Consider the following 19813-nt stretch of genomic DNA (forward strand, 5'->3'; position numbering starts at 1 on the left):
AGGCGGAAGCCCGGCCACGGCACACGGGTACTGCGGTGACTTGAATGAAAAAAACGTAAAGAGGGGCCCGGCCTTACGGCACGGGCACCGGGGCGGGGGCCGCGGGCCGCTCGGAGCGCAGCTCCGCGATCGCGGCCTCGAAGTCCTCCAGGTTGTCGAACGCCCGGTAGACGGAGGCGAACCGCAGGTACGCCACCACGTCCAGCTCCTTCAGCGGGCCGAGTATCGCCAGGCCCACATCGTGCGTGGAGAGCTCGGCGCTGCCGCTGGCCCGCACGCACTCCTCGACCCGCTGGCCGAGCTGGGCCAGCGCGTCCTCGGTGACCGGGCGGCCCTGGCAGGCCTTGCGGACGCCCGAGATCACCTTCTCGCGGGAGAAGGGCTCGGTGACGCCGCTGCGCTTGATCACCATCAGCGTGGCGGTCTCGACGGTGGTGAACCGGCGACTGCAGTCCGGGCACTGCCGGCGGCGTCGGATCGAGCAACCGTCGTCGCTGGCCCGGCTGTCCACTACACGGCTGTCCGGATGCCGGCAGAAGGGGCAGTGCACCTGGAACTCCCTCCCTGCGACCGAACGGCGAACGACTCGCACCACTCTACCCGAACACAACACCTGTGCCCGATCGAGGACACTAGCCACTAGATCTAGTAGCCGACCGTGCGCCACGCCGGGCGAACGGGTGAACACTCGGGGCAAGCCGGGGACACCGCCCGCCCGGACCCCATAGACTGTTCGAGTCGAACATGCAATCGACTTACACCCGGAGGCTTGATCAAGTCAGGCAACCTCGAATAAATTCACTCGAACGTGTGTTTGGCGCAACCTTTCGATAGTGGCGCCAGTTGAGCTGGGCAGTTGGAGCACCAGTCGAGAGGGTCGCCCGCGATGTCCACCCCCAGCGCCGCCAGCGTCATGCACACCGTCGAAGCCAAGACCGCCATCCCGGTGCAGGAGCGTTCCGCGCGCACCACTGACCAGGAGAGCATGGATCAGACCATGAGCCGTAGTCAGCCGATCGAGGAGTCCCCGCTCGGTGTGCCCACCCCCGTCGTCCGCGCCCTCCCCGGCCGGCCGCCAGGCATCCGCACCGACGAAGCGGGCCTGACGGAGCGGCAGCGCCGCGTCATCGAGGTCATCCGGGATTCCGTCCAGCGGCGCGGCTACCCGCCATCCATGCGCGAGATCGGCCAGGCCGTCGGCCTCTCCTCCACCTCCTCGGTCGCCCACCAGCTGATGGCCCTCGAACGCAAGGGCTTCCTGCGCCGCGACCCGCACCGCCCGCGCGCCTACGAGGTCCGCGGCGTCGAGGTGGCCCGCCCCGCCGCGGCCGAGACCTCCGGCCGGCCCTCCACCTCCTACGTCCCGCTGGTCGGCCGGATCGCCGCCGGCGGCCCGATCCTGGCCGAACAGACCGTCGAGGACGTCTTCCCGCTTCCCCGCCAACTGGTCGGCGAGGGCGAGCTGTTCGCGCTGACGGTCAAGGGCGACTCGATGATCGACGCCGCGATCTGCGACGGCGACTGGGTGACGGTCCGGCGCCAGCCGGTCGCGGAGAACGGCGACATCGTCGCGGCGATGATCGACGGCGAGGCAACGGTGAAGCGGCTCAAGCGCGAGGACGGCAAGATCTGGCTGATGCCGCACAACATGGCGTACGAGCCGATTCCGGGTGACAACGCGACGATCCTCGGCAAGGTCGTGGCGGTCCTCCGCCGGCTGTAGACACAGCGGGACGAGCCCCGTCAGGGGCGCGGGGAACTGCGCGAGCAACCGACAACGCAGAGCAAGGTCCGGTCGAAGACGGGAGTACCGTCCTCGGCCGGACCTTGCTGTTGGGTGCCCCCGGGATCAGCGCGCCCGCACTGGCGGGGCCGAGGCGTCGATCGCCGCGAGGGACCTGCGGACCTGGTTGCGGTCCGTGGTGTACCAGAAGTCCGGCATGGAGGAGCGGAAGAAGCTGCCGTAGCGCGCCGTCGCCAGCCGGGGGTCGAGGACGGCGACGACGCCGCGGTCGTCCGCCGCGCGGACCAGGCGGCCGGCGCCCTGCGCCATGAGCAGCGCGGCGTGCGTCGCGGCGACCGCCATGAAGCCGTTGCCGCCGCGGGACTCGACGTCCTTCTGCCGGGCGCTCATCAGCGGGTCGTCGGGGCGCGGGAACGGAATCCGGTCCATCACGACGAGCTGGCAGGCCGAGCCGGGCACGTCGACGCCCTGCCAGAGCGAAAGGGTGCCGAACAGGCAGGTCCGCGCGTCCGACGCGAAGGTGCGGATGAGTTCGCCGAGGGTGTCCTCGCCCTGGAGCAGGATCGGCACGTCCAGCCGTTCGCGCAGCGCCTCCGCCGCGGCCTGCGCGGCCCGCATCGAGGAGAACAGGCCGAGGGTGCGGCCGCCCGCGGCGCCGATCAGCTCGGTGAGCTCGTCGAGCATCTCGGGCCGGTCGGGCTCCCGGCCGGGCGGCGGCAGGTGCTTGGCGACGTAGAGGATGCCCTGCTTGGGGTAGGTGAACGGGGAGCCGACGTCCAGTCCGCGCCAGTACGGCGGGGCGTCCTCGCCGGTCTCGGCAGTGGGCCCGTCGGGGGTGCGGTGGTCGGGCAGCCTGGTCTCGGACGGCAGGCCGAGCGACGCGGCGACACCGTTGAAGTCGCCGCCGAGCTTGAGCGTGGCGGAGGTGAGGACCACCGAGCGGTCCTTGTACAGGTTCTCCCTCAGCAACCCGGAGACGGACAGCGGGGCGACCCGCAGCGAGGCGGTGCCGAGGCCGAAGCGGTCGCTGCGCTCGATCCAGATGACGTCGTACTCGGAGCCGGTGAGCAGTCGGTCCGCCGTCTCGTGCAGCGTCTCGGCGGAGGCCATCGCCTGCTTGCGGACGGCGTCCTCGTCGCTGAGGCCCTTGTCGCGGGTCTCGCCGAGCGAGGTGATCACCTGGCGGCAGGCGTCCCGGATGCCGGCCACGGCGTAGCCGAGGTACTCGGGGAGTTCCTCGACCTGGCCGGGCTGGGCGGTCTCCATCAGTCCGTGGAAGTTCTCCGCGGCGGCCTGCAGCGCGTCCACGGACTTCTCGTTGGCGAGTTTCGCCGCCCGCTTCACGGCCCGGTTGACCGCGCCGACGGTGAGCTCGGCGGTGGCGGCGCCGGTGACCCGGTTCACCAGTTCGTGGGCCTCGTCGATGATCAGCAGGCCGTGCTCGGGGAGGACGGGCGCGCCCTCGATGGCGTCGATCGCCAGCATCGCGTGGTTGGTGACCACGACGTCCGCCAACTTGGCGCGCTCGCGGGCCTGTTCGGCGAAGCACTCCTGGCCGTAGGCGCACCGGGAGGCGCCCAGGCACTCCTTGGAGGTGACGGAGAGCTGTGCCCAGGCCTTGTCGGAGACGCCCGGGGTGAGGTCGTCGCGGTCGCCGGTGTCGGTCTCGTCGGCCCAGTCGCGCAGCCGCAGCACGTCCTGGCCGAGCTTGCCGGTGGGGCCGCCGAGCGCGTCGACCGGGTCGAACAGGCCCTCGCCCTCGTCGCTCGGGGTGCCCTCGTTGGCGCGGTGCAGGCACAGGTAGTTGGAGCGGCCCTTGAGCATCGCGTACAGCGGGCGGCGGCGCAGCTCCGGGTGCAGGGCGTCGACGGTGCGCGGCAGGTCGCGTTCGACGAGCTGGCGCTGGAGGGCGAGCGTCGCGGTGGCGATCACCACGTTGTCGCCGTGCGCGAGGGCGGGCACCAGGTAGGCGAGGGACTTGCCGGTGCCGGTGCCGGCCTGGACGAGGAGGTGCTCGCCGTCGTCGACGGCGGCGGCGACCGCCTCGGCCATCCTGACCTGCCCGGGCCGCTCCACGCCGCCGACGGCGGTGACGGCGGCGTGCAGCAGTTCCGGGATACGGGAGGCGGGGACGGCAGGCGCCGATGCGTCCGGGCCGCCGGGCAGGGGTGCGGTGTCGTTCGTCATGACCTTCCCAGCCTACGGGGCCGGGGTGACAATCCGCTGCCGTCGGGCGGGAAGGTGCGCGGTGCTGTGCAGCGGGTTGTCGACCTGGCCGTGGACGGCGGCGTGCGGACGGTCGGGGCGGTCCCGGTAGCCGTCGAGCAGCAGCCGGTTGCGGTTGAGGCAGAGCCGGTCGATCCGGGGCGCGAACAGGTCGAACAGCTGGTGCCGTTCGGCGAGTTCCGGGAAGCGGCGCTGGCAGTCGAGCACCCGCTCCCGCAGCAGCTCCCAGAACTCGGCCTCGGGAAGCCCGAGTTGCTCCTCCAGCAGCGGCGCGAGGTAGCGGTAGACGCCGATGAACAGCCCGGAGTGCAGGAACTGGCACAGGTAGTCGGGGTTCTCCCGCAGCAGCACCTCGCCGATGCCGTCGGGCAGGTCGGCGAGTTCCGGCAGCGGCCGGTCGCTGATGTTGACGTCGTCGACGAAGTCCTTGACGGCGAGCCGCACCGGGACGTCCTGCCGGTCGAAGACGATGATCGCGTTCTCGCCGTGCGGGGAGAACACCAGGCCGTAGCGGTACAGGAAGTGCAGCAGCGGCGGCAGCATCGCGGTGAACAGCCGGTCCACCCAGGCGCGGACGTCCAGGCCGGAGCGGGCTACGAGCTCGGCGGTGAGCGCGCGCCCGTCGGAGCCGGTCTGCAGCAGCGCGGCCAGCGTGCGGCCGCGTTCGCCCTCGTCGAGGTGGCGGCCGAGGGGTTCGCGCCAGATCGCGCCGAGCAGTTCCTTGTACTGGTAGGGCGCGTCGGGCAGGTCCCGGTACAGCGGGTGTTCGACGGCGACGGAGGCGATCTCGCCGAGCAGGATCACCCGGCACTCGTCGCGCAGGTACGGGTCCTGGTCGCGCAGCCGCCGGATCCAGGCGGTGACGGCGGGCGCGGCGAGGGCGCGTTCGGTGGGCAGGCCGCGCCAGACCAGGGTGTTGAGGATGGCGAGCGGCAGTTTGACGGTGCACCGGTCGGGGCGGCTGAGGTTGAAGAAGGAGCGGATGGACTGCTGGGGCAGCCGCAGGTCGCCGTCGGTGGGCAGCGGGACGATCTCGCCGCTGGCGATCCACGGCGCGAACAGGCCGACCACGGTCTCGTCCCACTGCCAGGGGTGCACCGGCAGCAGCCAGAACTCGTCGGCGCGGTCGCCCAGTTGGGCGCGGAACGCGGGGTCGAGCTCGGTGTCGTAGATGGTCTCGTCGCCGCGGAAGGCGGCCAGGTTCTTGTGCACGGCGAGCCAGGGCAGGGTGCGCGGCAGCCGGGCCTCGGGGGCCCAGCCGGCCGCGTCGGCGGCGGAGAAGCCGAGCCGGCCCTTGTTGGCGACGATCCACGGGTGCCCGGTCTGCCGGCCCTCCAGGGCGACGTGGTCGAGGTCGGCGAGTTCGGCGGCGGTGAGCGCGGTGGCCCGCAGGTGGGCGTCGGCGATCAGCGTGGCGGTGAGTTCGCGGACCAGGTGGCCGGTGGTGTCTCCGCTCAACTTCAGGGTGTGCCGGGCCTGTTGCAGGAAGCGCAGCGGATCGTCCCCACCGACTATCGACCGCGCGTCCACCCGCCAACTGCCGTAGGCGCCCCGGCGGGCGGTGAACCGGTAGGCGGCGTCGGGGAGTTCGAGCAGGTAGTGGTCGCCCTCGGGCCGGGGGTGGAGCAGTTCCTCGTAGGCGAACTCGCCGAGCAGCTTGGCCAGCATGGCGCGCGCGGCGGCCTGCCAGTGCCCGCCGGTGAGTTGCGGCGGCAGGTGGAGTGCGGTGTCAACGGCCGGCTGCGGCACGCTCGTTCCCTTCCTGGGGTCGCGGGAGCTCCGGGGCCGGGTCGGGCCCGGGTGCGAAGGTGGTCCAGGCGGTGCGGTGGGGCAGCGGGTGCAGGGTCTTGCCCGCGACGGCGTTCAGGATCACGGCGGCGCGGTGGGCGCCGAGTCCGAGGTCCGGGGTGCCGACTCCGTGAGTGTGCAGCTCGGCGTTCTGGACGTACAGCCCCCCGGTGAGTTCGGGCCGGGTGGCCACCCGGTGGTCGAGGTCGACCCGGTAGCGGCCCTGCTCGTCCCAGTCGATCAGTTCGGCGATCGGGTCGAGCAGCGCGGGCCGCCGGGCCCGGTAGCCGGTGGCGAGCACCACGGCGCCGGTGCGGATCAGTCGGCGCTGCCCGGAGTCGGTGTGCCGGCAGTGCAGTTCGAGCCCGCCGTCGGGGCCGGGCGCGGTGTCGGTGACGGCGGTGCCGGGGAGGATCTCGACCGGTTCGGCGTCGATCGGGCGGCCCACGGTTCGCTCGTACAGGTGATCGTGGATCTCGGCGAGGGTCTCCGTGCTGGCCGCCTTGTGCAGCTGCCACTGGGCGGGCACCAGGGCGTCCCGGACGGGCTCGGGCAGGCTGTGGAAGTAGCGGGTGTAGTCGGGGGTGAACTGTTCCAGGCCGAGCTTGGAGTACTCCATCGGCGCGAGTGCCCGGGTGCGGGTGAGCCAGCGCACCCGGGTGCCGTCCCCGGCGTGCCGGCGCAGCAGGTCGAGGAACACCTCGGCGCCGGACTGTCCGGAGCCGACCACGGTGATGTCCCGCGCGCCGTCGAGCCGCTCCCGCCCGGTCAGGTAGTCGGCGGAGTGCAGCACCGCGGGGTGGCCGCGCAGCGCCGCGAACGCCTCGGGCCGGACGGGTTCGGTGCCCACGCCCAGCACCACGTTGCGGGCCCGGTGCTCCCGGCCGGCCGCGCGCACCAGGTAGTGCTGCTCGTCGGCGTCCCAGTGGACGGCGTCGACGGGGCTGTCGAAGCGGCAGTTGGGCAGCCGGTCGGCGGCCCAGCGGCAGTAGTGCTCGTACTCGCGGCGCGGCAGTTGGAAGCGTTCGCTGAAGTAGAACGGGAACAGCCGTTGCTGTTCGCGCAGGTAGTTGAGGAACGACCAGGGGTTGGTGGGGTCGACCAGGGAGACCAGGTCGGCGAGGAACGGGACCTGCATCCGGGCGCCGTCCACGAGCATGCCGGGGTGCCAGCGGAACTCGGGTCGGGCGTCGAGGAACAGCGCGCTGACGGTGTCGGCCCGGTCGGCGAGCGCGGCCAGCGAGAGGTTGAACGGGCCGATGCCGACGCCGATCAGGTCGTACGGCTCGGGCTGATGAGTGCTCATGTCGTCCTGGGGCTCGGGCCGCGGTCGGATCATCAGGGCGGCGCGCTTGTCGGGGAGGTCGAGTTCGGCGGCGCGGGTGAATCCGGCGGCGGTGAACGCCCGGACGGAGGGCGTGTTGCGGACGTCGGGTTCGGCGAGCACCCGGGTGCAGCGGGGTTCGTCCCGCAGCAGCCGGGTGGCGATCGCGTCGAGCAGCAGGGTGCCGAGCCCCCGGCCGCGGGCGGCGGGGGCGAGCAGCAGGTGCACGCCCAGGTCGTACGGGCGGGCGGGGTAGTGCGCGGCCAGCGGGTCGAGGTCGGCGCGGTACAGCTCGAAGTAGCCGGTGGGTTCGCCGTCGAGCAGGGCGAGGACGGGCCGGCTGCGGCCGTCGCCGTCGAGCTGCGCGGCGAGGTGGGCGGCGGTGGTCCCGGGCGGCCCGGCCAGCGCCCACCAGCGGTCGGTCTCCGGGTCGTTCATCCAGGCCGTGAGCAGTTCCAGGTCGGTGGCGGGCCGCACGGTGCGCAGCAGGAGTTCGCCGGCGGAGGTGGTGATGCGGAGCTCGGCCGTCACGCCCGGGCCACCGGGTTGGCGATGTCCACGTACACCGACTGGGTCTCCACCGGGCCGACGAGTTCGTCCAGGCCGTGCAGCCTGGTGAGCAGGTTGGCCTTGCACCGCAGGGTGGGGCTGTCGAGCAGGTGGGCGGGCAGGGTGGAGCCGGTGGCGGTGGCGGCGGGGCCGGCCAGGAAGCGGCGCAGCGCGGCCAGCAGCAGGTGTTCGTCGGCGAGCTGCTGGGAGCCGAAGGCGCCGATCAGGCCGAGCACGTGGTTGATGCCGAGGTAGTAGGCGAAGCGTTCGTCGGCGACGGCGTCGGGGACGAAGGTGTCGCTGTGCGTGCCGAGTCCGGGCAGCTGCCGGTGCAGCCGTTCGGCGTGCGAGGTGCGGAAGTAGTAGCCCTGGTTGTCGCGGTAGCGGCCGCCGGTGGGCCAGCCCTGCGCGTCGAGCAGGACCAGGCTGTTCTGCTGGTGGGCCTCCAGGGCGATGCCGGCCTGTCCGTCCAGCCAGAGGACCGGCAGCACCACGGCGTCCAGGTAGCGCAGGAACCACTCGGTGGCGACGGTCTGCACGGGGCGGCCGCTGCGGGCGGCGAGTTCGCCGAGCACCTGGGCGAGTTGCGAGCCGGCCGGGTCGACGGGCTGTTCGGCGATCAGGCCGGCCACGCACAGCGCCCGGTCGGCGGGGCCGAACGGCAGCTGCCGGAGCACGGTGTCCAGGCCGTTGGGGTCGTCGAGCGCGGGGTGGTCGACGCCGATCCAGGCCGGGTCGCGGACGATGTCGAAGCCGGGGTGGGCGGCCTGCCAGCGCCGGGCCAGGCCGGCTTCCAGCAGCCGGTGCACCTCGACGCCGCGGTGCAGTTCCTTGCGCAGGTTCTCCCGGCGGGAGTTGGTGATCCGCAGGCCCAGCGACAGTTTCAGCATCCACGGGGTGCCGGGCCGGCAGACGGTGCGCACCGAGCTGGTGGGGTGCCAGGGTTCGCCGTGCTGGCCGAGGTCGGTGAGCAGGCCGCGCTCCAGCAGGTCCGCCACGGCCGGCCGGAGCGTCAACTCCCTTGCCTGCCAAGGGTGCAGCGGCAGCGCGGCGGCTCCGTCGGGCAGCGGGCGGCCGTACAGCTCGGCGGTGATCCGGCCGGCGGGGGCGCCGGCGGCGGAGTCCTGGGCGAGCAGGGCGCGGTCGACGGCCCACCAGTGCAGCCGGAACGAGCCGTGCAGTTCGGGCGAGTAGGCGGCGGACTGGGCGGGGCCGAGGCCGTCGCGGCTCTTCGGGGTCGGGTGCATCGGGTGGCCGAGCAGCAGCGACTGCTCGGCGCGCAGGAACGGGTCGACGGGGCCGGCGGGGGCCCGTCGGCGGTGGTCGAGGATCTCGGCGGTGCGGCCCACCGAGTCGGCCACCCGGGAGGTGAGGTCGGCGAGTTGGCCGGGTTCGGGGCGGCCGGTGGCGCCGGCCACCAGGGCGGCGACGGTGACGGCGTCCACGGGGTGCTCGGCGGCGCCGGTGGAGACGGTGGCGGGGCCGAAGCGGTGCCAGCCGCAGGCCGACCAGTGCCGTACCGGCGCGGACAGTTGGGCGGCCCCGCCGAGCACCGGGATGCGCAGCAGGTCGCCGTCGGGGCGTTCGGCGGCGGTCTCCCGGGCCCAGCAGCGCAGCAGGCTCTCGGTGGCGGCGTGTTCGGCGGCCACGGCCGGGTCGGGGTGGAGCAGCAGGTCCGTGGGGTGTCCGGCCGACGGCCGGGCGACCGGGAGGACGTCGGTGAGGATGGTGGCCAAATCCGCTCCTTGAGCCGCGCGATTGCCTTCGGGTAAGGGTTACCTATCCCGAGGGGGCGGGCACAAGATCGGCTCACTCGTTCCGGTGAGATAGCACCGATCGTCCGCGGATCGGCCGGTGCGCTGGGATCCTGACGGACCGTCATCATCACGGTTCGATGTCCGGACGCCAACAAGGCCGCACCGCCCGCCGGTGTCCGGTGGCCGGATGAAAGACTGTCCCCGGGGGAACGGACCGTTTCAGGGGGGTTGAGGGTGAGGGCACGGGGGGTGCTGGCCGCGCTGACGGCGGCCGTGCTGCTGGCCGGGGCGACTGCCTGCGGCTCGGACGGCGGGGGCGGCGGGGACGGGAATCCGCGCAGCTTCGCCGAGTTGAAGCACTGGGGGTTCGCCGACTGGGACCGCTGGGCGCAGCGGCACGGCTTCCGCAATCCGCCGGTGGCGGGGGTGTGGAACGCCGAGACGATGGACCAGGCGCCGCCGCAGCAGCCCGCGCCGGCCCCGGAGTCCCCGTCGCCCGAGCCGTCCTCGTCCGGGGCGTCGCCGTCCGCGCCGTCGCCGTCCGCGGGCGCCGGGCCGGTGGCGGCGGTCGCCGCGCAGCCGGTGCCGCGGCCGTACACCAGCTATCCGGCGTCCGGGAAGGTCTTCCTGACGGCCCCGAACGGCGGTACCGGCCAGTGCTCGGCCACCGTGGTCGCCGATCCGGCGCACCCGGGCCGCAGCAACCTGGTGTGGACGGCGGCGCACTGCGTCCATCCGGGCAAGGGCGGCGACTGGTACAAGAACCTGGTCTTCGTGCCCGCGTACAACAGCTCGGGCGCGGCCAGCGACCACCGCCGGGCGCCGCTGGCCGAGGTGGCGCCGCTCGGGCAGTGGTGGGCGGACCAGGTGATCACCTCGCCGCTGTGGACCACCGAGGGCACCCGGGGCGGGGACGCCGCCAACCAGTACGACTTCGCGGTGATCAAGGTGCGCGGCCCGGAGGGGGAGAGCCGCTCGCTGGAGGAGGTCATCGGCGCGGCGGTGCCGGTGTGGTTCGACGCGCCGCGCGAGCAGTTGGCGATCCAGGCGTGGGGCTATCCGGCCGTCGCGCCGTTCGACGGGCAGGAGTTGGAGCGCTGCGACTCCGGCCGCCCGGGCTCGCGCAGCTTCGACGCGGCCCGCCCGGCGATGCTGGTGATCGGCTGCACCATGACGGCCGGCGCCTCCGGCGGCGGCTGGTTCGCGGACGGCCCGGACGGCCGTCAGCGGCTGGTCAGCAACACCTCCATCGGCACCTCGGCGCACACCGCCCTGCACGGGCCGTACCTGGAGGGCGTGGCCCGCCAGGCCCTCGACTACATCTCGCGGAAGTGACCGTCCGTCACCCGCGACCACCTTTTCGACCGACCGACGACCACGGGGGGAACTGCCCATGACCATCAAGCACCGATCCGCCGCGCGCCGGGTGCGCACCGCCGCCGCGGCCGCCCTGGTGACGGTACTCGCCGTCACCACCGCCGCCTGCCAGAGCCAGAGCCCGAAGAGCAGCCCGCCGCCGGTCGGCAGCAGCGCCTCGAAGCCGGGCGTGGACGTGAAGGACATTCAGAACACGCTCGCCAAGGTCTCCAGCTGGACCGCCGACGACTGGTCCGACTGGGCGTCCAAGAACGGCTTCAAGCCGGAGGACCTGGAGGCGATCAAGCAGTTCTGGGACGGGAAGAAGCTCTCCGGCGCGCAGGGCGTCAAGGTCGACAAGCCGGACAGCAAGCAGTTCCCGTCGATCGCGGACGTGGTCTTCCCGAAGACCATCCCGGCGAAGGCGCAGCCGCACCCGTACAGCGCGGACTCCGCGGTGGTCGGCAAGATCTTCTTCGAGAGCCCGGAGGGCACCATGGTGTGCTCGGGCACGGTGGTGTCCGACCCGAGCCACCCCGGCAAGAGCAACCTGGTGTGGACGGCCGCGCACTGCGTGCACGGGGGCAAGAACGGCGAGTACTACAAGAAGCTGATGTTCGTCCCCGCGTACAACAAGTCGGGCGCGAGCAGCAACGGCAAGGTCAAGACCGCCACCCGCGAGCAGCGGGCCCCGCTGGGCATCTGGGCCGCCCGCTCGCTGTACGTGATGCCGCAGTGGACGACCCAGAAGGAGGGCCACACCGGCAGCGCGATCAGCCAGTTCGACTTCGCGGTGGTCCGGGTGGCCTCGGAGGACGGCTCCAGCCGTTCGCTGGAGGAGACCGTCGGCGGCTCGGTGCCGATCTGGTTCGGCGCCCAGCCGAGCGAGATCGCCACGGCGTCGTCCTGGGGCTACCCGGCCGGGCCGCCCTTCGACGGCGAGGAGCTGGAGCACTGCGACTCCTCGGTGAAGCCGACCCCGTTCGTCTTCGACTCCTCGCGGCCGCCGATGCTCGCCATCGGCTGCGACATGACCGGCGGCTCCTCCGGCGGCGGCTGGTTCACCAAGCACGACGGCAAGACGGTGCTGTTCTCCGACAACTCCTTCGGTGACGACACCTGGATGGCCGGCCCCAACCTGGGCTCCGACGCCAAGAAGATGTTCGACGCGTTCCTCCAGGCCAAGTAACCCGAAGACGCGAAGCGGCCCGGGGAAGGCGCTCCTTCCCCGGGCCGCTTCGCGTGCACGGACTACGCGGTGACGACCGCGTACCGCTCCAGCTCGCTCGCGAGCACCGCCGCCACCTTGGCGTGCAGCAGCGTGCCCTCCGCGGTGTGCTCGGTGGAGAGCAGCTCGCCCTCCGCGTGCACCCGGGAGACCAGGTCTCCCCTGGTGTACGGCACCAGGACCTTGACCTCCACCGCCGGGCGCGGCAGCTCCTCGTCGATCAGGGCGAGCAGCTCGTCGATGCCCTGGCCGCTGCGCGCGGAGACCACGATGGCGTGCGGCTCGCGGCGCAGCAGGCGCTGGAGCACCGCCGGGTCCGCGGCGTCCGCCTTGTTGATCACCACGATCTCGGGCACGTTCTGCGCGTCGACCGAGACGATCACCTCGCGGACGGCGGCGAGCTGCGTCTCCGGCTCCGGGTGGGAGCCGTCCACCACGTGCAGGATGAGGTCGGCGTCGGCGACCTCCTCCATGGTGGAGCGGAACGCCTCGACCAGGTGGTGCGGCAGGTGCCGGACGAAGCCGACCGTGTCGGCCAGCGTGTACAGCCGGCCGCTCGGGGTCTGCGCCCGGCGGACCGTCGGGTCCAGGGTGGCGAACAGCGCGTTCTCCACCAGGACGCCGGCGCCGGTGAGCCGGTTGAGCAGCGAGGACTTGCCGGCGTTGGTGTAGCCGGCGATGGCCACCGAGGGCACCTGGTGGCGCCGCCGCTCCTGCCGCTTGGTGTCGCGGCCCTTCTTCATGTCGGCGATCTCCTTGCGGAGCTTCGCCATCTTCTCGCGGATCCGCCGACGGTCGGTCTCGATCTTGGTCTCACCGGGACCACGGGTGGCCATGCCGCCGCCCGAGGTGCCGGAGCCACCGCCACCCATCTGCCGGGACAGCGACTGACCCCAGCCGCGCAGCCGGGGCAGCATGTACTGCATCTGCGCGAGCGAGACCTGCGCCTTGCCCTCCCGGGACTTGGCGTGCTGGGCGAAGATGTCCAGGATCAGGGCGGTGCGGTCGACCACCTTGACCTTGACCACGTCTTCCAGGTGGATCAGCTGGCCGGGCGTCAGCTCACCGTCGCAGACCACGGTGTCGGCACCGGAGGAGGCGACCAGGTCGCGCAGCTCCTGGGCCTTGCCGGAGCCGATGTAGGTCGCCGCGTCGGGCTTGTCACGGCGCTGGATCACGCCGTCCAGGACTTCGGAGCCGGCCGTCTCGGCGAGGGCGGCGAGCTCGGCCATCGAGTTCTCCGCCTCCTCCAGGGTGCCGTCCGTCCACACGCCGACGAGCACCACGCGCTCCAGGCGGAGCTGGCGGTACTCGACTTCGGTGACGTCCTGCAGTTCGGTGGAGAGGCCGGCCACGCGTCGGAGCGCGGCGCGCTCGGAGCGGTCGTACTGCTCTCCGTCGTAGTTGCCGAGGCCCTCGTCGATCGCCGCGAGGTCCTCGTCCATCAGGGCTTCCGCCTTGAGGTCGGCGAGGCGGCGGGCCGACTCGCTCGATCGGGTGCGGCTGTCGAACGTGGAGGTCATTTCATCCTTGGATTGATCGGGTGGTGCTCTCGGACAACACGGCAGAACCGCCGTGAATTCCCCACGATGGTCGCACGCCCGCTGTGCCCGAGTCATCCCTTTTACCAGCCGCCGCACCGGCTCCCGCCACCGGCCCCGCGGCTGTGCCCGGCCCCGGCACGGCCGGCTCCGGCGCCGACGAAGCCCCCGCCGCCGGGGCCCCCACCGGCGGTGCCGCGGCCGACGGCGCCCCGGGCCGGGCCGGCGTCTCCTCGGGCCCGCCCGGCCGGTAGACGTCGTACACGCCGGAGACCCGCAGCATCGCCCGCATCACGGCGGGCAGCGCGGCGGCGTCGGCGAGCTCCAGGGTGTAGCTGTGCCGCACCCGCAGCTGGCGGGGCGGCTCGACGTCGGCGGAGAAGATCGACACGCCCTCGCCGGAGATCGCCGCGGTCAGGTCGGCCAGCAGCCGGGGCCGGTTCAGCGCCTCGGCGTGCAGGGTGGCCCGGTAGCCCCACTGCGGGGCGCCGCCGGGCAGCCAGCGGACGGCGACCTCCCGGCGGTCGCCGCGCAGCATCCGGGTGCCGGTCGGACAGCCCGCCCGGTGCACCGCGACGACCCCGCCGCGCAGCACGATGCCGGTCACCTCGTCGGGCGGCACCGGCGTGCAGCAGCGCGCCAACCGGACTGCGGCGCCCGGGAGTTCGGTCGCCTCGGCGGGCGCGGCGGAGGGCGGCGCGGGCGGCGCGGCGGGCGCCGGGGCGCCGACGGCGGGCGGCCGTTCGGCGGTGGGCGCGGGCCGCGGGGCCGCCAGCCGGCGCTCGATGGCGAGCCGGGCGGCGGGGGTGCGGACGTACTCCAGCCACTCCGGGTCGGGGCCGCTGTCCTCGTCGGCGGGGGCGGTGAGCAGGCCGAGCACGTCGCCGTCGCGCAGCTCGGTGGAGAGTGCGGTGAGCCGGCCGTTGACCCGGGCGCCGATGCACCGGTGGCCGGTCTCCTCGCCGATCAGGTAGGCGGCGTCCAGGCAGCTGGCACCGGCCGGCAGGTGCAGGGTGGCGCCGTCCTCGGTGACGGCGGTGATCTCCCGGTCGTCGCGCAGGTCGGCGGTGAGCGCGGACCAGAAGGCGTCCGGGTCGGGGGTGCCCTGCTGCCACTCCAGCAGGCGGGCCAGCCAGCCGGGGCGGGCCGGGTCGGTACGGTCCTCGGGGTCCTCGGCGGCGGCGCTCTGCCGGTCGGCGGCACGCGGGTCGCCGAGCGCGACGACGCCGGTCTCGGCGACCTCGTGCATCCGCCGGGTGCGCACCAGCACCTCGACCACCTCGCCGCCGGGCAGCGCCACGGCGGTGTGCAGCGACTGGTACAGGTTGAACTTGGGGGCGGCCACGAAGTCCTTGAACTCGCCGGGCAGCGGCGTCCAGCAGGTGTGCAGTTCGCCGAGCACGGCGTAGCAGTCGGCGTTCTCCTCGACCACCACCAGCAGCCGGCCGAAGTCCGCGGGCCGCAGCCCCGCGCCGTCCGGGCCGGCCCCGCGCTTGATCATCACCCGGTGCAGCGAGACCAGGTGCCGGGGGCGGACGGTGACGGCGGAGGAGATTCCGGCCTCGGCGAGCTGCCGGCCGAGCTCGGTGGCGAACGGGGCGAGCACGCCGTCCGTCCAGCCGCCGGCCACCGCGCCGGTGTGCGCGTACTCCTCCGGGTGCAGGGTGGCGAACACGATGTCCTCCAGCTCCGCCTTCACCACCTGGATGCCGAGCCGTTCGGCGAGCGGGATCAGCACGTCCCGGGTGACCTTGGCGATCCGCACCTGGCTGGCCGGCTTCATGTGCCGGATGGTGCGCATGTTGTGCAGCCGGTCGGCGAGTTTGACCACCATCACCCGGACGTCGTCGCCGGTGGCGACCAGCATCTTGCGGAAGGTCTCGGGCTCGGCCGCCGCCCCGAAGTCGACCTTCTCCAGCTTGGTGACGCCGTCCACCAGGTACGCCACCTCGGGCCCGAAGTCCTCGGCGACCTGATCGAGCGTCATCTCGGTGTCCTCGACGGTGTCGTGGAGCAGCGAGGCGACCAGCGTGGTGGTGTCCGCACCGAGCTGGGCGAGGATCATGGTGACGGCGAGCGGGTGGGTGATGTACGGCTCGCCGCTCTTGCGGGTCTGGCCGCGGTGGCTCTCCTCGGCGACCCGGTAGGCGCGGGCCAGCAGCGCCAGGTCGGCCTGCGGGTGGTGCACCCGGTGCGCCTGCACGATCGGTTCGATGGCGTCGGGGACGGGCGTCCGCCCGGTGGCGAGCAGCGCCGCCCGGCCGGCCCGGCCGAGCGCCGCACGGCTGAAGCGGCTCGCCTGCTGCTTGGACGGCGAGCCCGCCAACTCGGAGCGGATGGTCATCTGCACCTCCGGCAGCAACACCGGAGCGACGGCCGACCCGGTGGTCCATGCTACCGAGCACAGCAGGTTCGGCGAGCCCCCGCTTCCGCTCTCCCGCCGGTATCACCCGAACGGGGGGATTAACCCGATACCGGCCTGGGAAGCGGGAGCTGACGCCGCGTCGAGCTGACCAGCCGTTACCTCAGTACGCCCTCGGCGACGATCACGGCGGGGCCGGTCATCTCGATCCGGCCGTCGGGGAACTCCTCGATCACCAGTCGGCCGCCGGGCAGGTCCACCGTCCAGCCGACGGCCCGCCCGGTGCGCGCCGGGTCCAGTCCGGCCCGGCGGATCGCGGCCACCGCGACGGCGCAGGCGCCCGTCCCGCAGGAGCGGGTCTCGCCGGAGCCGCGCTCGTGCACCCGCATCGCGACGTGCCGCTCGCCCCGGTCCACCACGAACTCCACGTTCACGCCCTGCGGGTACACGCCCGCCGGCGCGGTGAGCGGCGCGTCGTACAGGTGCCCGGCGTGCGCCAGGTCGTCAACGAACGCGACGGCGTGCGGATTGCCCATGTTGACGTTCAGCGCGGGCCAGCTGCGGTCCTCGACGGTGACGGTGACGTCGTCCGGGCCGGGCAGCACGGCGCGGCCCATGTCGACGGTGATCTCGCCCGGGGTGCCGTCGGCGGCGTCCTCGGCGATCCGCACCTTCTTCACCCCGCCGCGGGTGGCGACCGCCAGCTCCCCCGGCTTCGCGTGCCCGGCGTGCACCAGGTACCGGGCGAACACCCGCACCCCGTTGCCGCACATCTCGGCGATCGAGCCGTCGGCGTTGCGGTAGTCCATGAACCACTCGGCCTGCCCGGCCATCGCCGCCGCGTCCGGCTCGGCCGCCGAGCGCACCACCCGCAGCACGCCGTCCGCGCCGATCCCGGCCCGGCGGTCGCACAGCGCGGCGACCGTCCCGGCCGACAGGTCGAGCCGGCCGTCCGGGTCCGGGAGGATCACGAAGTCGTTCTGGGTGCCGTGCCCCTTGAGGAAGGCCGTTCCACTGATGCTGCTGCGCTCGCTCACAGTGCCGATGGTAACGGCGAGGGGCTGCTAACCGCCGAGGTGGTCGACCCGCCAGACGGCCAGCGCCACGGCGATCGCCACCAGCAGGGTGTAGACCACGATGGCCTTCCAGCCGGCCCGCTCGGAGCTGCCGCGGCGCGGCACGCCCGGCCACTTGTAGCCGGCCCGGCGGGCGGCCATCGCACCCCAGCCGACCGAGGCGGAGGTGATCAGCAGGCCCAGCATGCCGATCATCGAGGTGGCGCCCTCGCTGCCGAAGGCCAGCGGGAAGGCGAACATCAGCGCGCCGAACATCACCGAGCCGGCGATCGGCAGGATCTGCCACCAGCGCAGCCGGCGGCGCGGCCGGATGTCCCGTTCGTGCACCACGCCCGGCGCGGCGGCCAGGTCGTCGATCGCGGGCAGCGCCACGGCGTACGAGGTGGTGGGGACGGCGAGCTCGGGGAGCGTCTCGGACCCGTCGGACCTGTCGCCCAGCAGCTCATCGGTTTCGGGGCCGGTACCCGTTGACACGCGGCCTCCCCTGACGGCTCGACGCGGGCTCCGGGAGCTCGCGGGCGGTGAGGCCGGCCCGCGTGCCGGGCCTCGGTGCTACCGATGATGGCACGTGGCAAGACCCGGACAGGGCCTCCCCCGGGGTGATCGGGTGATCCGATGCCAGGACGTGATCCGGTCGTGACCGCCGGTGCCTTCTGCACCTGCGTCTGCCGGTGCAGCTGCCCGGGCGGCTGGCCGGATCACGCCCTCCGGCAGCCGAAAACCGCCGGTCAGCCGGTGTCGCCGGAACGTTCCGGTCGATCGATCAGTTCCATTGCGCGGCCCAGGAGTTCAACCGGATCGGCCCCCTCCGGACGGTCCAGCCAGTGGATCCGCCCGTCCCGCCGGAACCACGACTCCTGGCGCCGGGCGAACCGCCTGGTGGCCCGCACCGTCTCCGCCCGGGCCTCGTCCTCGGTGCACTCGCCGGCGAAGAACGCCAGCACCTGCTGGTAGCCCAGCGCCCGGCTCGCGGTCAACCCCTCGCGCAGCCCGACCCGCTCCAGCTCCCGCACCTCGTCGAGCAGGCCGGCCTCCCACATCCGGTCCACCCGCAGCTCGATCCGCCGGTCCAGCTCCGGACGCGGCACCCGCACGCCGATCTGCACCGCCTCGTACACCGCGCGCTGCGTCGGCAGGCTCGCGGTGAACGGCCGGCCGGTGATCTCGATGACCTCCAGCGCCCGGACGATCCGCCGCCCGTTGCTGGTCAGGATCGCCTCCGCCGCCGCCGGGTCCAGCCCGGCCAGCCGCCGGTGCAGCTCCCCCGGGCCGACCCGCTCCAGCTCCTCCTCCAGCCGGGCCCGCACCTCGGGGTCCGTGCCGGGGAACTCCATCTCGTCGATCGCCGCCCGCACGTACAGCCCCGAGCCGCCCACCAGCACCGGCACCCGGCCGGCCGCCAGCAGCCGGTCCATCTCGGCCCGGGCGAGACGCTGGTACTCGGCCACCGAGGCGGTCTCGGTCACCTCCCAGATGTCCATCAGGTGGTGCGGGATGCCGCCGCGCTCGCCCTCGGTCAGCTTGGCGGTGCCGATGTCCATGCCCTTGTAGAGCTGCATCGAGTCGGTGTTCACCACCTCCCCGCCGAGCTCACGGGCGATCGCCACCGCCAGGTCGGACTTGCCGGCCGCGGTCGCACCGACCACCGACACCACCCGGCGCGGGTGTGCAGAACGTACAGAAGAAGAAGAGGAGGAACCGCTCACCACACCAGTCTCGCAAAACCCGGGCACCTCCTGTGTCACGGCCTCGTTGACCGGGGAGGATCAGCTATGTCTGGTACCGATCTGATGCGAAATGCGAGGAATGCACTCCATGGGCCTGATGGACAACCTCAAGGGCAAGGCCGAGGAACTCAAGGACAAGGCCAGCGAGCTGGCCGGAAAGCACGGCGACAAGATCGACAACCTGGTGGACAAGGCCGGCGAGACCATCGACAAGGCCACCAAGCACAAGTACAGCGACCAGATCGGAAAGGGCACCTCGGCCGCCAAGCACGCCCGCGACGACTTCGCGGCCAAGCCGAAGGACGACTGACTCCCGGCGCCGGTGGCCTGCTGCGCGCTCAGCGCCAGGAGGCCACCAGGTAGCCGACGCCGTACGGGGCGTCCTCGTACCGCAGCTCCCCGCCGAGCGCGGCGCCCTCCGCCGCACCCGCCAGCACCTGCCACGGGGCCCGGCCCTCCACCAGCAGCTCCGCCGCGAGGCCCGCGTCCAGGGCCCCCAGCGCGGCCGCGTCCGCCGCGCCCAGCGCCCGCGCCACCGCGCGGTCGTAACCCTCGGCCCGCTCGTCCAAGTATCCGGGGGCCTTCACCGAACGCCGCGCACTGCCGTCGCCCATCACCAACAGGCCCACCCGGTCGGCGAGTTCGGCCAGCCCCCGGCCCAGGCCCAGCAGCCGCTCGGCGGCCGTGTCCGGCCGCACCGCGACCGCGTGCGTCGGCACCCGGACGCCCGCCTCCTCCAGCAGCCACGCCCCCACCGTCAACGCGGGCGACAGCTCCGGGCCGTCCACCCCGCCCAGCGGCAGCTTCACCGCCTTCGGCACCCCGTACCGGCGGAACGACCCCGCCCCGCCCTCCGTCCACACCCCGGCCCGCTCGCCCGTCCCCACCACGACGACGAGCTCCACGTCCCCCAGCGCCCGCACCGCCTCCAGGCACGCCCCCCGCAGCTCCTCCGCCTCCGCGGCGGCCCCCGCCGCGACCTCGGGCACGAGCAACGGCGGACAGGGGCACACGGCGGCGGCAACAAGCATGTCGATCACTCTAGTGCTTTGACCGGGATGGTTCGCCGGGTTGGTGCTGCGCGCGGTTGGATGTGCGGTGTTGCCCGTTGATCCGGACCGTTGGGGGTGTGGTG

At 73.1% G+C, this 19813-nt stretch carries 15 protein-coding genes; 4 read left to right on the top strand and 11 right to left on the bottom strand.

The window, feature by feature from the left end; translation table 11 throughout:
- Positions 1-73: 73 nt before the first annotated feature.
- Complete coding sequence (gene nrdR, locus ACWEMJ_RS16705; protein ID WP_452137777.1) at positions 74-550, bottom strand: transcriptional regulator NrdR; 477 nt, start codon at positions 548-550, stop codon at positions 74-76.
- A 447-nt stretch (positions 551-997) separates the two neighbouring features.
- Between nrdR and lexA the strand changes: the two genes are divergently transcribed.
- Positions 998-1723 (top strand): transcriptional repressor LexA, encoded by a 726-nt coding sequence (lexA, locus tag ACWEMJ_RS16710; protein ID WP_452137795.1) that lies wholly within the window; start codon positions 998-1000, stop codon positions 1721-1723.
- A gap of 126 nt (positions 1724-1849) precedes the next feature.
- On the opposite strand, the gene ACWEMJ_RS16715 is transcribed toward lexA, so the two are convergent.
- The 4 genes from ACWEMJ_RS16715 to ACWEMJ_RS16730 are packed head-to-tail and all read right to left on the bottom strand — an operon-like array spanning position 1850 to position 9367.
- On the bottom strand, positions 1850-3931 hold the full coding sequence (locus ACWEMJ_RS16715) for an ATP-dependent DNA helicase (protein ID WP_452137778.1): 2082 nt from the start codon (positions 3929-3931) through the stop codon (positions 1850-1852).
- 12 nt (positions 3932-3943) lie between these two features.
- Positions 3944-5719 carry an IucA/IucC family protein gene (locus ACWEMJ_RS16720; protein WP_452137779.1) on the bottom strand — a complete coding sequence of 592 codons (1776 nt, stop codon included), beginning with the start codon at positions 5717-5719 and terminating at the stop codon, positions 3944-3946.
- Positions 5700-7613 (bottom strand): GNAT family N-acetyltransferase, encoded by a 1914-nt coding sequence (locus ACWEMJ_RS16725; RefSeq protein WP_452137780.1) that lies wholly within the window; start codon positions 7611-7613, stop codon positions 5700-5702. Before ACWEMJ_RS16725 ends, ACWEMJ_RS16720 begins: the two co-directional genes overlap by 20 nt.
- A complete protein-coding gene (locus tag ACWEMJ_RS16730) occupies positions 7610-9367 on the bottom strand; it encodes an IucA/IucC family protein (protein ID WP_452137781.1) in 1758 nt (585 codons plus the stop codon). Before ACWEMJ_RS16730 ends, ACWEMJ_RS16725 begins: the two co-directional genes overlap by 4 nt.
- 255 nt (positions 9368-9622) lie before the next feature.
- Here ACWEMJ_RS16730 and ACWEMJ_RS16735 point away from each other — a divergent pair, with 255 nt between their 5' ends.
- Both ACWEMJ_RS16735 and ACWEMJ_RS16740 read left to right on the top strand, forming a co-directional pair.
- Complete coding sequence (locus tag ACWEMJ_RS16735) at positions 9623-10723, top strand: trypsin-like serine peptidase (protein WP_452137782.1); 1101 nt, start codon at positions 9623-9625, stop codon at positions 10721-10723.
- A gap of 58 nt (positions 10724-10781) precedes the next feature.
- Positions 10782-11933: a trypsin-like serine peptidase gene (locus ACWEMJ_RS16740; RefSeq protein WP_452137783.1), complete on the top strand. Its 1152-nt coding sequence runs from the start codon at positions 10782-10784 to the stop codon at positions 11931-11933.
- A 62-nt stretch (positions 11934-11995) separates the two neighbouring features.
- Here ACWEMJ_RS16740 and hflX read toward each other — a convergent pair whose 3' ends face one another.
- From hflX to miaA, 5 genes are all read right to left on the bottom strand, one after another.
- Complete coding sequence (gene hflX / locus ACWEMJ_RS16745; protein WP_452137784.1) at positions 11996-13495, bottom strand: GTPase HflX; 1500 nt, start codon at positions 13493-13495, stop codon at positions 11996-11998.
- A gap of 1 nt (position 13496) precedes the next feature.
- Positions 13497-15857 (bottom strand): RelA/SpoT family protein, encoded by a 2361-nt coding sequence (locus tag ACWEMJ_RS16750; RefSeq protein ID WP_452137785.1) that lies wholly within the window; start codon positions 15855-15857, stop codon positions 13497-13499.
- A 176-nt stretch (positions 15858-16033) separates the two neighbouring features.
- Positions 16034-16912, bottom strand: coding sequence for a diaminopimelate epimerase (gene dapF / locus ACWEMJ_RS16755; protein WP_452137786.1), 879 nt, complete (start codon positions 16910-16912; stop codon positions 16034-16036).
- 27 nt (positions 16913-16939) lie between these two features.
- The gene (locus tag ACWEMJ_RS16760) at positions 16940-17425 is read right to left on the bottom strand and encodes a hypothetical protein (protein ID WP_452137787.1); all 486 of its coding nucleotides are present in this window, start codon (positions 17423-17425) and stop codon (positions 16940-16942) included.
- Between the two features lie 254 nt (positions 17426-17679).
- A complete protein-coding gene (gene miaA, locus ACWEMJ_RS16765; RefSeq protein WP_452137788.1) occupies positions 17680-18606 on the bottom strand; it encodes a tRNA (adenosine(37)-N6)-dimethylallyltransferase MiaA in 927 nt (308 codons plus the stop codon).
- A 160-nt stretch (positions 18607-18766) separates the two neighbouring features.
- Here miaA and ACWEMJ_RS16770 point away from each other — a divergent pair, with 160 nt between their 5' ends.
- Complete coding sequence (locus tag ACWEMJ_RS16770; protein ID WP_452137789.1) at positions 18767-18988, top strand: antitoxin; 222 nt, start codon at positions 18767-18769, stop codon at positions 18986-18988.
- A 28-nt stretch (positions 18989-19016) separates the two neighbouring features.
- Here ACWEMJ_RS16770 and ACWEMJ_RS16775 read toward each other — a convergent pair whose 3' ends face one another.
- A complete protein-coding gene (locus ACWEMJ_RS16775; protein ID WP_452137790.1) occupies positions 19017-19709 on the bottom strand; it encodes a hypothetical protein in 693 nt (230 codons plus the stop codon).
- Positions 19710-19813 lie beyond the last annotated feature (104 nt).

The sequence above is a fragment of the Kitasatospora sp. NPDC004531 genome (assembly GCF_053602195.1).

Coding starts and splice junctions, on each gene's coding strand:
- lexA (WP_452137795.1), top strand. CDS start 998: ATGAGCCGTAGTCAGCCGATCGAGGAGTCCCCGCTCGGTGTGCCCACC.
- ACWEMJ_RS16740 (WP_452137783.1), top strand. CDS start 10,782: ATGACCATCAAGCACCGATCCGCCGCGCGCCGGGTGCGCACCGCCGCC.
- ACWEMJ_RS16770 (WP_452137789.1), top strand. CDS start 18,767: ATGGGCCTGATGGACAACCTCAAGGGCAAGGCCGAGGAACTCAAGGAC.
- ACWEMJ_RS16775 (WP_452137790.1), bottom strand. CDS start 19,709: ATGCTTGTTGCCGCCGCCGTGTGCCCCTGTCCGCCGTTGCTCGTGCCC.
- hflX (WP_452137784.1), bottom strand. CDS start 13,495: ATGACCTCCACGTTCGACAGCCGCACCCGATCGAGCGAGTCGGCCCGC.
- ACWEMJ_RS16715 (WP_452137778.1), bottom strand. CDS start 3,931: ATGACGAACGACACCGCACCCCTGCCCGGCGGCCCGGACGCATCGGCG.
- ACWEMJ_RS16750 (WP_452137785.1), bottom strand. CDS start 15,857: ATGACCATCCGCTCCGAGTTGGCGGGCTCGCCGTCCAAGCAGCAGGCG.